This window comes from Ruegeria conchae (genome assembly GCF_000192475.1).
GTDB lineage: Bacteria > Pseudomonadota > Alphaproteobacteria > Rhodobacterales > Rhodobacteraceae > Ruegeria > Ruegeria conchae.
The window spans coordinates 463891-476646 of the sequence record NZ_AEYW01000013.1 but is presented as its reverse complement, the minus strand read 5'-3'; the positions used below and the strand labels follow the sequence as shown (position 1 = coordinate 476646).

Here is a 12756-nt window from a genome sequence, read left to right as displayed (position 1 = left end):
TTTCTGCCACCGAAACGAAGGCACCCTGCCCCCGCGTCACATTTGTACTCGCCAGAACGCGCGAAATGCTTTATGAGATAGTTTAACGCTAAACTATCTGTCCGAGAGGGGGAGATTGCCACGATGGCTGCGCGAAAAACCACAAAGAAACCAAATGTTTCTGCGGAAGAACTTAAAACCTACTACCGCGAGATGCTTCTGATCCGCCGATTCGAAGAGAAGGCAGGTCAACTCTATGGCATGGGTCTGATCGGTGGGTTTTGCCACCTTTATATCGGGCAGGAAGCCGTCGTTGTGGGCCTCGAGGCTGCCGCCAAAGAAGGCGACAAGCGGATTACCTCCTACCGCGATCACGGACATATGTTGGCATGTGGCATGGACCCGGGTGGCGTGATGGCCGAACTGACTGGTCGCGAAGGTGGCCTTTCAAAAGGTAAAGGCGGCTCGATGCACATGTTCTCGAAAGAGAAACACTTCTATGGCGGCCACGGTATCGTCGGCGCTCAGGTGCCATTGGGCGCAGGTCTGGCCTTCGCCGACAAGTACAAGGAAAACGGTGGCGTAACCTTCACCTATTTCGGTGATGGCGCGGCCAACCAGGGCCAGGTTTATGAGACGTTCAACATGGCAGCGATCTGGGATCTGCCGGTTGTCTTCGTGATCGAGAACAACCAATACGCCATGGGCACGTCGCAGACGCGTTCGACCTCAACCAAAGACATCTACCATCGGGGCGAGGCGTTCGGCATCCCCGGCGAGATCGTCAATGGCATGGACGTTCTGGCGGTCAAAGCTGCCGGTGAGAAGGCCGTCGCCCACTGCCGCGCTGGCAAGGGTCCCTACATCCTTGAGGTCAAAACCTACCGCTATCGCGGCCATTCGATGTCGGACCCAGCCAAATACCGCACGCGCGAAGAGGTTCAGAAGGTCCGTGAACAAAGCGACCCGATCGAACATGTGCGTGAGCTGCTGCTGACCGGCAAACATGCGACCGAGGATGACCTGAAAGCGATCGACAAAGAGATCAAAGAGGTCGTCAACCAGGCCGCAGAATTCTCGAAAGAAAGCCCCGAGCCTTCGCTGGATGAGCTCTGGACCGACATCTACGCCTGAGAGGACGATTAAGACATGGCAACCGAAATTCTCATGCCCGCCCTTTCGCCCACGATGGAAGAGGGCACACTGGCCAAATGGTTGGTTAAGGAAGGCGACACCGTATCTTCCGGCGACATCATGGCCGAGATCGAAACTGACAAGGCGACGATGGAGTTTGAGGCCGTCGATGAAGGCATCGTCGGCAAGATCCTGATCGCTGAAGGCACAGAGGGGGTCAAAGTGAACACCCCTATCGCTGTGCTTGTGGAAGAAGGCGAAGACGCCTCAGCCCTGCCTGCAGCTGCCCCCGCTGCTGCAGCGGTGACCGAGGCCGCCCCAGCGGCGGTTGAGGCCCCCGCTTCTGCCACTGCCCCTGCTGCGCCGGTGGTCGACCTGTCGCCCGACTGGCCCGCAGATGCAGAGATGAAGTCCGAAACCGTCCGCGAAGCACTCCGCGATGCGATGGCCGAAGAAATGCGCGGCGACGAAGACGTCTATCTGATGGGCGAGGAAGTTGCCGAATATCAGGGCGCGTATAAAATCTCCCAAGGTCTGCTCGATGAGTTCGGCGCCAAGCGTGTCATCGACACTCCGATCACCGAGCACGGCTTTGCAGGCATCGCGGTTGGATCGGCCTTTGGCGGATTGAAACCAATTGTAGAGTTCATGACTTTCAACTTTGCCATGCAGGCGATTGACCAGATCATCAACTCTGCCGCCAAGACGCTTTATATGTCTGGCGGTCAGATGGGTTGTCCCATCGTGTTCCGTGGCCCCAACGGTGCCGCCGCCCGCGTGGCCGCCCAGCACAGCCAGGACTACGCCGCGTGGTACATGCAGGTGCCTGGCCTCAAGGTGGTGATGCCCTATTCCGCAGCCGACGCCAAAGGCCTGCTGAAATCGGCCATCCGTGATCCGAACCCGGTTGTGTTCCTTGAAAACGAAATCCTCTACGGCCGCTCCTTCGACGTGCCGCAAGTGGATGACCTTACCATCCCGCTGGGTAAAGCGCGAATCTGGCGCGAAGGCTCGGACGTGACCATCGTCAGCTTTGGCATCGGAATGCAATACGCGCTGGAGGCCGCCGACAAGCTGGCCGAGGACGGCATCAGCGCCGAGGTGATCGACCTGCGCACCATCCGCCCGATGGACACCGGCGCGATCATCAACTCGGTGATGAAAACCAACCGTCTTGTGACCGTCGAAGAAGGTTGGCCGCAAGGTTCCGTCGGTAGCTACATCAGCTCGGTCGTGATGCAGCAAGCGTTCGATTACCTCGACGCGCCGGTCATCACCCTCACCGGTAAAGATGTTCCGATGCCATATGCCGCGAACCTCGAAAAGCTGGCGCTGATCACCACTGATGAGGTGATCGCGGCGGTGAAACAGGTGACCTACCGGTAATGGAGATCAGGGGCCGCGATCCAGCAACCGAATGCTACCGTGTCGAGATCGATCTCGATGACCGGACCGTGCGGGCGCTTGTGCCCGAACGGCTTGCGGCGGATATGCGGTTGATCGGCGCGCGCCCCTCGCACCAGACCGCCTATGTCTGGATGGCGGAGAACAAAGATAAAATCGAGGCTGCGATTGCGACGCTCGCACGCGGCACCGGGCGCCCCAAAGCGCCCTTTGACCAAATTACTCTGATTGAGGAGCGCTGAGATGCCCACCGAAATCCTGATGCCCGCCCTGTCCCCGACGATGGAGGAAGGCACACTTGCAAAATGGCTTGTGAAAGAAGGCGACACCGTCTCCTCCGGTGACCTGCTGGCCGAGATCGAAACCGACAAGGCCACGATGGAATTCGAGGCCGTCGACGAAGGCACCATCGGCAAGATCCTGATCGCCGAGGGCACCGAAGGCGTGAAGGTGAACACCGCCATCGCGGTTTTGCTGGAGGATGGCGAAAGCGCCGATGACATTGGCGCAACACCTGCTGCCGCCCCGGCGGCTGCACCCGCAGCCGCAGCGGGCAACGAGGCTGCCGCGCCAGCGGCATCCGAGGCACCCGCCCCTGCCCCGGCAGCGCCGGCCAAAGCGGATGGCGGTCGTATCTTCGCCTCCCCCCTTGCTCGTCGGATTGCCGCACAGAAAGGCTTGGATCTGGCTCAAATCTCAGGTTCTGGCCCGCATGGTCGTATCGTCAAAGCCGATGTGGAAAGCGCCACAGCCGCACCTGCAGCGGCACCAGCGCCTGCTGCTGCGGCCGCCCCAGCCGCCGCTGCGCCTGCAGGTCCATCGGCAGACGCCGTGGCCAAGATGTACGAAGGACGCGACTACGAGGAAATCAAACTCGACGGCATGCGCAAAACCATCGCCGCGCGTCTGTCTGAGGCGAAGCAGACAATCCCGCACTTCTACCTGCGCCGGGATATCAAGCTGGATGCGCTGCTGAAATTCCGCAGCCAGCTGAACAAGCAACTCGAAGGCCGGGGTGTGAAACTCAGCGTCAACGACTTCATCATCAAAGCCGTCGCCAACGCGCTGCAACAGGTTCCCGAATGCAACGCCGTCTGGGCCGGTGACCGTGTTCTGCAATTGAAACCATCAGACGTTGCGGTTGCGGTTGCGATCGAAGGCGGGTTGTTCACACCGGTCCTGCAGGACGCCGACACCAAGTCACTTTCCGCGCTCTCAACCGAGATGAAAGACCTTGCAGGTCGCGCCCGCGAGCGCAAGCTGGCCCCGCACGAATACCAAGGCGGCACCTTCGCTGTCTCGAATCTCGGCATGTTCGGCATCGACAATTTCGACGCCATCGTGAACCCGCCGCATGCAGGTATCCTCGCAGTTGGAACCGGCCTCAAAAAACCCATCGTGGGCGAGGACGGAGAGCTGACGGTCGCAACCGTCATGTCCGTCACCATGTCAGTCGATCATCGGGTCATCGACGGCGCGCTGGGGGCGCAGCTGTTGCAAGCCATCGTCGACAATCTGGAAAACCCGATGGTTATGCTGGCCTGACGCCATGGCTGATAACAGCGACGCCCGAGCCTCTTGGTTCCGGGACATAATATTCCCGCTGCTTATTCTGCTGGGTTTTCTGATAATCTGTGTTTTGCGACCACGCGAATTGCTGGCGTTTGGATTTGAGGTATGGGGGTATGAACTGCCCCCATTTCCCATCATTCTAATCGTGGCAACTGCGGCTGGCCTTGCCAGTATCTCTGCTCATTTTTCTCGGCACATCCCCAATTGGGCTGCCTGGTCTGCGATCTTGCTCGGGGCTTTTCTGACCATTCTCGCCTTTGCGGCTTTGAATTCCGTTGTCGGTGTTTATTGCACCGCAGCCATATGTCCCGGGGCATCCGCTTATGTTTTCCAGGATGGTTTGCCCGTGCTGGTGCCCGATGGTTATGTCGGCGAAACCGTCATGATCGATAAGAGCTTTCGAAACGCACTTTATTTTTCCGTAGTGACCTTCACCACGCTGGGGTACGGAGATATGCAGCCCAGCCCTAATTTCCGGCTATATGCGGGATATCAAGCCGTATTGGGGTATCTGTATCTGGGTATGATCGTCGGGATCGTAATTGATCACGGTGTGAATAGCCGTGATTCCGGAAGTGGGTCTGGAGGCCAAACCGCTGGTGATGCTGAGAAGGGGCGGACGCCAAAGCCAGCAAGTCCAAAAGGCACCCCAACCTCAAACCGGTTTGCCGCAGTCTTACAGCGGCATTTTGGTCATATCTCTGCTGTGAGGGCGTGCTTTTCTGCTATAACTCTCTATCTCGCGCTTTGGGGTGCCAGCGCGACCGCTTACGGCCTGCCCGGATTTTACCTGCCAGCGCTGATACAAGTGCCCATAATCTTTGGTGGAATCATATGGATATCACTTGGATGATCCGCATCCGGTGAAACCAGATCCGAAACCCCATCTTCTATCTCTTCGGATAAAGCTTTCAGTCGCTTTGAATCAACTGAAACAGGGCCACTTTCGCCGGGCCGACCTGCGTTTCTGCTTCGGGTGCCAAAACAGCAAGCAAACCAGCGCATACAACAGCAATTGCAGCGATCATGTTTAATGATTTTGCTATAGTCATGATTTGCTCCTTTCTCGCTATATATAGCAATCTAAAGCCAAAACTTCAAGTCGCAGCTCGGCAACAGGCTATCATGTCCAAGCAAAGAAAAGATTACCAAATTCAAGATTCATAACCACTCCTGGATGCGAGCTGTGGGCCTTCATCGAAGGCCCAATCTCACTGGTCTTTGCCCAGCATATGATCCATCGAGATCGACGGCTGGTCACATCCGGCCTCGCCCACGATCTTGGCTGGGATACCGGCAACCGTCGTGCACGCCGGAACCTCTTGCAGAACCACCGATCCGGCAGCGATACGGCTGCAATGGCCAACCTCGATATTGCCCAGAACCTTGGCGCCCGCTCCGATCAGAACCCCGTCGCCGATGGTAGGATGGCGCTGTTCTTCTTCCTTGCCGGTCCCGCCCAGCGTTACCGAATGCAGCATCGACACATTGTCGCCCACAACCGCGGTCTCACCGATCACGATGGAATGGGCATGGTCGATCATGATGCCTTTACCAATGCGGGCTGCAGGATGGATATCGATCCCGAAAATCTCGGACGAGCGCATCTGGAAGAAATACGCCAGATCATGCCGCCCCTTCTTCCATAACCAATGCGCAACACGATAGGCCTGCATCGCCTGATAGCCTTTGAAATAAAGGATCGGCTGCAACAGACGGTGGCAGGCCGGATCGCGCTCATAGACTGCCATCAGATCGGCCCGCGCGGCTTCGAGCAGTGCCTTATCGTCGGTATAGGCCTCGTCCACGATCTCGCGCAGGACCATCATCGACATCTCGTTTGAGCACAGCTTGGCCGAGATTCGATAGGAAAGCGCCCGTTCCAGGCTGCGGTGATGCAGTATACAGGCATGCACCAACCCGCCCATCAGCGGCTCTTTTTCAACGGCCGCGTGGGCCTCAGAGGTTATGCGATCCCAAACGGGATCCACTGGCGTCACTTGGCTGCGCGTTTCGAACATGGCTTTTCATCCTTTGCTGCGCTTAGAATAGCCATCTAGTGGCAAAAACGCCAAACGCAAACCCTTGATGCGCAGTGCAACAAAAAATGAACTCAGCTGAACTGGAGCAATTCCGGCAACTCATCCACCAGCGCCTTGGCGATCTGGCCACGCAATCCGCAGCCGGCCAAGAAGCTCAATCGATTGTGGAACTGGATCAACAGGCAGTTGGTCGACTTAGCCGAATGGATGCCCTTCAAAATCAGGCGATGGCGAAAGCCCAGCAGGTTCGGCGGAACACCGAAGTTCATCGTCTTCAGGCTGCGCTTGTCCGATTGGAAGAGGACGAGTTTGGCTATTGCGAAGATTGCGGCGAGGAAATTGCCCACGGTCGGCTAAAATTGGACCTTGCCGCATCCAAATGTGTTAGCTGCGCGACTGCTTAATCTGAAACCGGATCAGTTTTAGCAGAACCATCTCGAAACACTGGCAATATTGCAGATCATCGAAACTTGGTTCATCTGCCAGCGGTCGACTGCGTGCAGCCGCCATTAGTGAGCCATTTCCGTAAACCGGATGCAGCCGACCCGTTCTGGCGACGTGCTGATCTGCCAGTTCGGCCTCAGAGATCAAAAGGGTGCTCAACTGATCGCGGTCGGCTAGCGGCGCAGCCAGCAAAGCCCGCGCCGCTGTGCTGATATCTCCGTGCAGGACCGGTCTCACAGTGCCTTAGCCTACCGAAAAATGTGCAAACGCACCGGGCCCATAAGTGGCTGAGACTTGTGCGATCGCGATGTCGTAAGCTCCGCTCAGCCCATCGTCGAACTTCATCGCGGCGGAATACTGCCAGACCGGAGCGCTGGTAACCGTCTCGCGCAGCAAAGCGCCTTCGGTGAACACGCGAACTAGATAAGACTCACTTTCTTCCCCCAAGGGCACTTCGAGCCCGCCCCAGTCATCGCCATCGATCCGTGTCCGGCGCACCCAAGAGATGTCGTCGCCCGCGCCCGTCACAGAGACTCGCAAATGCACCGGCGAATAAGGCCTCAGCCCATTGCCGTCGAACGCTTCGACCAGATGCTCATAGGCCGGGTCCTCATAGCCGCGCGTTGCCGGGCCGATGCGGTAATGCTTGGCCACGCGCCGTTCGGTGCGCAGCAATCCGGTCTGATAAACACGTTCATCCAGCAGCACAAAGGTTGACCCTTCTGGCCAGATATCGGGCATCAAGGCATCCGTACCCAACTGTCCGCGCAGGCGGCCTGACAGGTTATACACGCCGGTCTCCTGCAGGTTGGCTTCGGAAAACTGGAACACTTCCCAATTGCCGGGCGTTCCGTCCCCGATGGCGGCCAGATTAGCACCACTCAACAACGCTGAGCGTCGACGAGACTCCAACACGCCATCGATGAGATTGACCCGCAGCGCAGCCCCTTCATCCCAGAGCCCGGCCCCAGCGCGCCGCAGCGGTGTCTCGGTGAACCCAATCACCGCCTGCCCTGCGATCACCTGATGCAGCGTATAGTCCTCATCCTGTGGGGCTGAATAGACGGCCACGCTGCCGGGCCACGGCTCGGCCGAGATTGCAAGATAAGGCGCATGGGGCGCTTCGGATCCGGTGATCAGCGGTAGGTCCATGAACACCGGTAAGACGGGCACCGGCGCGATGAACGGTTTGGCCGCAGCTACATCGTCCAGCACGTCGGACGGCGTATAGACGCCGGGTTCAATCCGTACTGCATCGGCCAATTGCATCTCGGCCTGTTCCAGCCGGTCAATCCGATATAGCGTTCCGTCCCTAGCATCCGGCAAACGCACCACATCGCCAGCCCCGACATGCAGCAGCGAGGGCGGCAGAGCAAAGCGCGCCGTCTCGCGCGAAATGCGGGATTCGCTCAGCCAACGCTCGACCGTCTGACGCCCTTCGGCGCGAGTCATCGACAGAGGCATTTCGTTGACCGCGACCGAATGGGTTCTGTCATCGGGCAAGACGGCCTCTTCCGCAACCACATCATGGTCCGCATCCGACTGGACAAACCGCAAACGGACACGTCCAGTCATCTCAGCCTCTGCCTCGCGGCGATGTTCGAACGGTCCATCGATATCCGAGCTGATCGCGATCTGCTCGGGGTCCAGATCTACGGCCCGACGCCCATCGCGGGTTCTGAACTTCAGCACTCCGTCCCGCTCGATCGCATCGAACCCATATCGCAGCATCAGCGGCTGCAATGCCTGCCGCGCGTTCATCACCTCTTCGACCGCATAGCCGCGCACCACGCCATACAGCTCTGAAACATCGATGGCCGCCACCCCCGCCTTGTGACAGATTTCTGTCACGACCGAGGCCAATGTTCGCGACCCGGACCGCCCGTTCAGCCAATGCCCGCGCGCGTAGTTGTCGCCATCCGACCACTGCGATCGCAGGTTTGGAAAGGTTGGGAAGGGTCGTGCATCCCACGCCCAGACAAAGGCGTTCGACATGTCTACCATGGGGCCATCATAGATGTCCGATACCGGGTTGATCTCAGGGTCACCCCAATAGCCAAGGACAGCCCGGAGGTACTGAGCCATGATAAAATCGTCTCGCAAACCGTTGGAATAATTTGGCAAATCAGATTCAGACGATTTCGGATCCAGGAACTTGTTCGGCTGGTTCGTGCCTTTGTCGATGGCCGCGCATCCCAGTTCTGTAAACCAGATCGGCTTGGCTGCAGGCACCCAATCCGTAGGAGTCTCCTGCCGGACGCCGCTGATCCGCTCGTGATGTCGGTTCGCCCACCAGTTACGAAGATCCTTGTACCGCCAAACCCATGGCTCGCCATGGTCGTCATCGGTGATCGGGCTTCGGATCTGCGCTTCGGCTTCCTCGGGCGAGGAATAGTACCAATCATACCCCTCGCCGCCTTCGATATTGCCGCGCAGATAGTCCAAGTCATAGATCGACCCGTTCGACGCCTCAGCGTCCAGATGCGAGGCTCCATCCCGCCAATCAGACAGCGGCATATAATTGTCGATGCCGACAAAATCGATGTTCTCATCAGCCCAAAGCGGGTCAAGGTGGAAGAACCGGTCACCAGTGCCATCCTGCGGTTGATACCCGAAATACTCGGTCCAGTCGGCGGCATAGCCGATCTTGGTCTCCGGCCCCAATATCGTACGCACCTCCGCAGCCAATTCCCGCAACTCGGCAACTGCTGCAAAGCCCGACGCGCCGCGGATTTGTGTCAGCCCGCGCATCTCAGACCCAATACAGAAGGACTCCACACCGCCTGCCGCCTTGCACAGAGCTGCATAGTGCAGAATGAACCGCCGCAGTCCCCATTCCTGTGGGCCGCGATAGGTCACTTTGCTGCCGCTGGTCGAGAAATGTGACGCGCGCGCCGTACCAAAGAACGCCGCCACTTGGGCATCCGCATCCGCAGTTTGATCCGGCGAGCCTGTGCGTCCCGGAGCAACATCCAAAGTGATCCGCCCCCGCCACGGCAAATGCGGCTGATCAAAAGCATCAGACCACGGATCAGGCAGGCCGTTGCCCTCTGATTGCTCCATCAGAATGAACGGATAGAACATGACCCGTTTGCCCGAATTCTTCAGGTGGCGGATCGCCTGCACCACTGCCGCATCAGCCGGGGTGCCGCCATAGATCGGGCGCCCATCTTGCCATTTCACTTGCCCTGCCGCAGTTCGGGACAGACCCGATACACTCCAGGGCATGTTTGCGCCCTCGATATTTTTGCGTTCTACCTTGGGTCGAATCTGACATTCACCGCAGCGCAAATCATCGCCGAACCACGACACGATCAACGAGGCCGCCTCGCAACCCGGCAATTCCTGGCCCAGCGCCCGCGTCGATGTCACAAGATCGGTTTTGCCCGATGGCGAGTTGACATTCGCCGCCCAACTGCGGCCCCGGCCCTTGGTGTAATTGACTTGAGATGAAGCCAGCGCGTACTCGCCTGTTCCCGGCATCAGCGCCACGCCTTTGATGATCCGAGACAGCGCGTCTGCGGCATCCGGCATCTCGTCTTGTTCTTGCCGTACCACCTCAAATGAGAATTGCGGTACACGGTTGCCAAAAGGGCCCAGCGCTAGATCTTCGATCACCACATAAGCCGTACCGCGATAGGCAGGCACCGTGCCTGCGCCTTCAACCGCCTCAATCAGTGGATCGGGCAATTGATCGTGATCTCCACGATAAATCCGCATATTCAGCGTTTGGCGCTCGACCTCTTCACCATCGGCCCAGACGCGTGTGATATCCGCGACCTGGCCCGCGCCCACGGCAATCGCCAGAGATACCGAATAGCTGTAGCTATGGGTGGTGGTTGTCGTCGTCACCTCAACGGGCTTGGGCTTCCCTTTGCCCCCGCCACCACCGCCCGAGGTTTGTGTCGAGGTCGATGTAGAGCGGGTTTCCAGAAAATCCGATGCCCAGATGACCTGTCCGCCGATACGCATCCGGCCATAGACTGTCGCGACGGTCGCACCCTCGCCGGTCTCAGTCAGACGGAAGCGATCCAGACGTCCGGTTTCAACGACCTCACTGCCGCCCCCCATGACGGACTGACTGGCCATCAGCCGGTTGTCAATCACCCGCCCCAGTGTCGCCCCAACAGCACGACCAATTACTGCCGTTGACAGACCTGCGACAGAGCCGCCGATCGAGCCGCCAATTGCCGCCCCAGCGGCAGACAGAAGAATTGTAGCCATCAGAGGTCCTCCAGCGGGAATTCGAAACAGGCGACGACGCGGCGACGCCACGGTTCGCTCAGTGTGTTTTCAACGACACCGTGCCCGGTATAGGCGTGGATGAATCGCATCGGATCAGGCGCGCTGACAATGCCCAGATGCTTGGCCACCGCCGAATCCCGCATCCGAAACAGCAAAACATCCCCCGTGGTTATATCCTCGGGCGATTTCTCGATGAGATGGCGGCGGGCCACAGCCCACATGCGTTCCTCGCCCTGCGGCTCAGACCAATCCATGCTATAGACCGGCACCGCCTCGGGCTCATGCCCCATCACAGCGCGCCAAACGCCCCGTAGCAGGCCCAGGCAATCCGCCCCGGCCCCACGGACAGACGCTTGATGCACGTAGGGCGTACCCAGCCACGCCCGCGCTTCTTCAACGATTTCTTGCTTATTCCGCATCACCGCCGACTCCCCCCTTTGTGTTGACTGCTGCGCTTGGGCACGGCCATGACCCAGTCCTCGTGCGGCAGGTCGGGGAAGCCCTGAAAATTCAGCATGTTGTTGAACTTTAACCGGCAAGTGGTCATGCGTTTGTCACACCCGGCGGTCAGTTGGACCCTGTCGCCCACCGCCAGCCCACCGCCAATCGACGACCACAGCGTAACATCGCGCCCATCTCGCGCCGGTTCATCCAGCTTGATCGAGGCCCACAGGCCCTGAGCAGCCCCGTCCAGCACATCCAGCCTGCCGCGCTCGAACCACCCGGCGTCAGAACTCTCCGCACCCCGCAACCGCAAAGCCGCGCCGTCCAACGCGACAATTTCAGCCCCGGCTCGATAGCCGGGTGTCTCCAGGGCAAAGCGGCACGCCTTGTCCCCCAGCACAGCCGTGCAGGGCTTCTGATAGATCCGCCCCAATGACCGGTTCAGCAGATCCGTCAACCCGCGCAGTTCCGCATGAAACGCCCCACCCGCGCGCCGCAATTCGCCAATTGAGCCGCGAAACTGCAGCATCCTCTGCTCTGGATCGACCCAGTTGACCAGCCAAGCCCGTACCTCGGCCCCGTCAAAACGCCCTGCCTCGATATCCTCTTCTCGGACCGAGGCATCAGATAGCGCGCCCATCGCCTCGGTGTTGTCGATCGACAGGCCGGTTGCCTGTTCGATCGCCGCAGCCGTCAAACCAGTGCTCGCCTTGAAGACCAGCCCGTCAAAGCGCAGCTCCATGTCATGATCGGTGAAACCAAAGGTCTGTCCGTCGCTGCGCGTGATGGCCCAACAGCGACAAGTGGTGGTCAGACCGCTTTGCAGATGCGTCTGTAGCGCCTGTTTATCGCCGCTCATCAGACCCGCACCTCGACCACGGGCACATTCGGCACGTCGCCTGCCTGAAAGCTGGCGACGCTGGTCTGAATCTTGTCCGTGTCAAACCGCACAGGCACGTCGAACTCGAACCCTGCCGTAATCTCGACCTGTTCGGGCGGCGGTGCTGCAAAGGTCACACGTCCGACCGCCAGATCGACCTCAAAATCCACGCCTTCGCGCTGCGCATCCTGATCCAGCCCCAGTGTCACGGTCCCCAGCACCGGCTTCAGGATCGGCCGCACATAGCTGAACCCGCCCGAGCTGTAGGTCTTGACCAGCTGAAACTCGGTCGTCTCACCGTCGCCGCGCGCAATCACCTGATCGCCCTTGTCGACCTCGGCCGTCGCCGCACCCGATTTGAAATCCGACCAGTCCTTCCAGCGGAACCCAAACATCTGCCCCTGCCGCGCCTCGAAAAACGAGATCAGAGTCTCGATATCATCCAGCGACCGCATCCCCAGCCCGGCATCATAGCGCCTGCGCGAATGCGCCCAGGGGGTGTTGCGTTCCTCAAACCCGTTGGTCAGCGTCACAATATCTGTGCGCCGTTCCGGTCCCCCGACCGAGCCAAAGCTCAGGCTGGCGGGAAATCTCACCTCGTGGAAATTCATC

At 59.2% G+C, this 12756-nt stretch carries 14 protein-coding genes; 6 read left to right on the top strand and 8 right to left on the bottom strand.

The features are described from left to right. Positions 1 to 123 precede the first annotated feature (123 nt). The 5 genes from pdhA to G7G_RS0114315 are packed head-to-tail and all read left to right on the top strand — an operon-like array spanning position 124 to position 4942. Positions 124 to 1113, top strand: coding sequence for a pyruvate dehydrogenase (acetyl-transferring) E1 component subunit alpha (pdhA, locus tag G7G_RS0114335; protein ID WP_010442123.1), 990 nt, complete (start codon positions 124 to 126; stop codon positions 1111 to 1113). Positions 1114 to 1128: 15 nt separating this feature from the next. After that, positions 1129 to 2499 carry a pyruvate dehydrogenase complex E1 component subunit beta gene (locus tag G7G_RS0114330; protein ID WP_010442122.1) on the top strand — a complete coding sequence of 457 codons (1371 nt, stop codon included), beginning with the start codon at positions 1129 to 1131 and terminating at the stop codon, positions 2497 to 2499. After that, positions 2499 to 2759, top strand: coding sequence for a hypothetical protein (locus tag G7G_RS0114325; protein ID WP_010442121.1), 261 nt, complete (start codon positions 2499 to 2501; stop codon positions 2757 to 2759). The genes G7G_RS0114330 and G7G_RS0114325 overlap by 1 nt, the downstream gene beginning before the upstream one ends. A 1-nt stretch (position 2760) precedes the next feature. Next, positions 2761 to 4062 carry a pyruvate dehydrogenase complex dihydrolipoamide acetyltransferase gene (locus G7G_RS0114320; RefSeq protein ID WP_010442120.1) on the top strand — a complete coding sequence of 434 codons (1302 nt, stop codon included), beginning with the start codon at positions 2761 to 2763 and terminating at the stop codon, positions 4060 to 4062. 4 nt (positions 4063 to 4066) lie between these two features. Beyond that, the gene (locus tag G7G_RS0114315) at positions 4067 to 4942 is read left to right on the top strand and encodes a potassium channel family protein (RefSeq protein ID WP_010442119.1); all 876 of its coding nucleotides are present in this window, start codon (positions 4067 to 4069) and stop codon (positions 4940 to 4942) included. 58 nt (positions 4943 to 5000) lie between these two features. On the opposite strand, the gene G7G_RS24400 is transcribed toward G7G_RS0114315, so the two are convergent. From G7G_RS24400 to G7G_RS24900, 3 genes are all read right to left on the bottom strand, one after another. Further along, on the bottom strand, positions 5001 to 5141 hold the full coding sequence (locus G7G_RS24400) for a hypothetical protein (protein ID WP_010442118.1): 141 nt from the start codon (positions 5139 to 5141) through the stop codon (positions 5001 to 5003). Between the two features lie 159 nt (positions 5142 to 5300). Beyond that, positions 5301 to 6110 (bottom strand): serine O-acetyltransferase, encoded by an 810-nt coding sequence (gene cysE, locus G7G_RS0114300; protein ID WP_010442117.1) that lies wholly within the window; start codon positions 6108 to 6110, stop codon positions 5301 to 5303. 92 nt (positions 6111 to 6202) lie between these two features. Then, positions 6203 to 6478, bottom strand: coding sequence for a hypothetical protein (locus G7G_RS24900; protein WP_310793659.1), 276 nt, complete (start codon positions 6476 to 6478; stop codon positions 6203 to 6205). Between G7G_RS24900 and G7G_RS24895 the strand changes: the two genes are divergently transcribed. Next, a complete protein-coding gene (locus G7G_RS24895) occupies positions 6470 to 6535 on the top strand; it encodes a hypothetical protein (protein ID WP_310793658.1) in 66 nt (21 codons plus the stop codon). The two genes, G7G_RS24900 and G7G_RS24895, sit on opposite strands and share 9 nt — an antisense overlap. On the opposite strand, the gene G7G_RS0114290 is transcribed toward G7G_RS24895, so the two are convergent. The 5 genes from G7G_RS0114290 to G7G_RS0114270 are packed head-to-tail and all read right to left on the bottom strand — an operon-like array spanning position 6516 to position 12755. After that, entirely contained in the window at positions 6516 to 6812 is a 297-nt protein-coding gene (locus G7G_RS0114290; protein WP_010442115.1) for a DUF7742 family protein, read from the bottom strand. The two genes, G7G_RS24895 and G7G_RS0114290, sit on opposite strands and share 20 nt — an antisense overlap. Before the next feature lie 6 nt (positions 6813 to 6818). Then, positions 6819 to 10799, bottom strand: a complete 3981-nt coding sequence (locus tag G7G_RS0114285; protein ID WP_010442114.1) for a baseplate multidomain protein megatron — start codon at positions 10797 to 10799, stop codon at positions 6819 to 6821. Next, complete coding sequence (locus G7G_RS0114280) at positions 10799 to 11239, bottom strand: NlpC/P60 family protein (protein ID WP_010442113.1); 441 nt, start codon at positions 11237 to 11239, stop codon at positions 10799 to 10801. The genes G7G_RS0114285 and G7G_RS0114280 overlap by 1 nt, the downstream gene beginning before the upstream one ends. Then, positions 11239 to 12123 carry a DUF2163 domain-containing protein gene (locus G7G_RS0114275; RefSeq protein WP_010442112.1) on the bottom strand — a complete coding sequence of 295 codons (885 nt, stop codon included), beginning with the start codon at positions 12121 to 12123 and terminating at the stop codon, positions 11239 to 11241. The genes G7G_RS0114280 and G7G_RS0114275 overlap by 1 nt, the downstream gene beginning before the upstream one ends. Continuing rightward, positions 12123 to 12755, bottom strand: a complete 633-nt coding sequence (locus G7G_RS0114270; protein ID WP_010442111.1) for a DUF2460 domain-containing protein — start codon at positions 12753 to 12755, stop codon at positions 12123 to 12125. Before G7G_RS0114270 ends, G7G_RS0114275 begins: the two co-directional genes overlap by 1 nt. Position 12756: the final 1 nt, after the last annotated feature.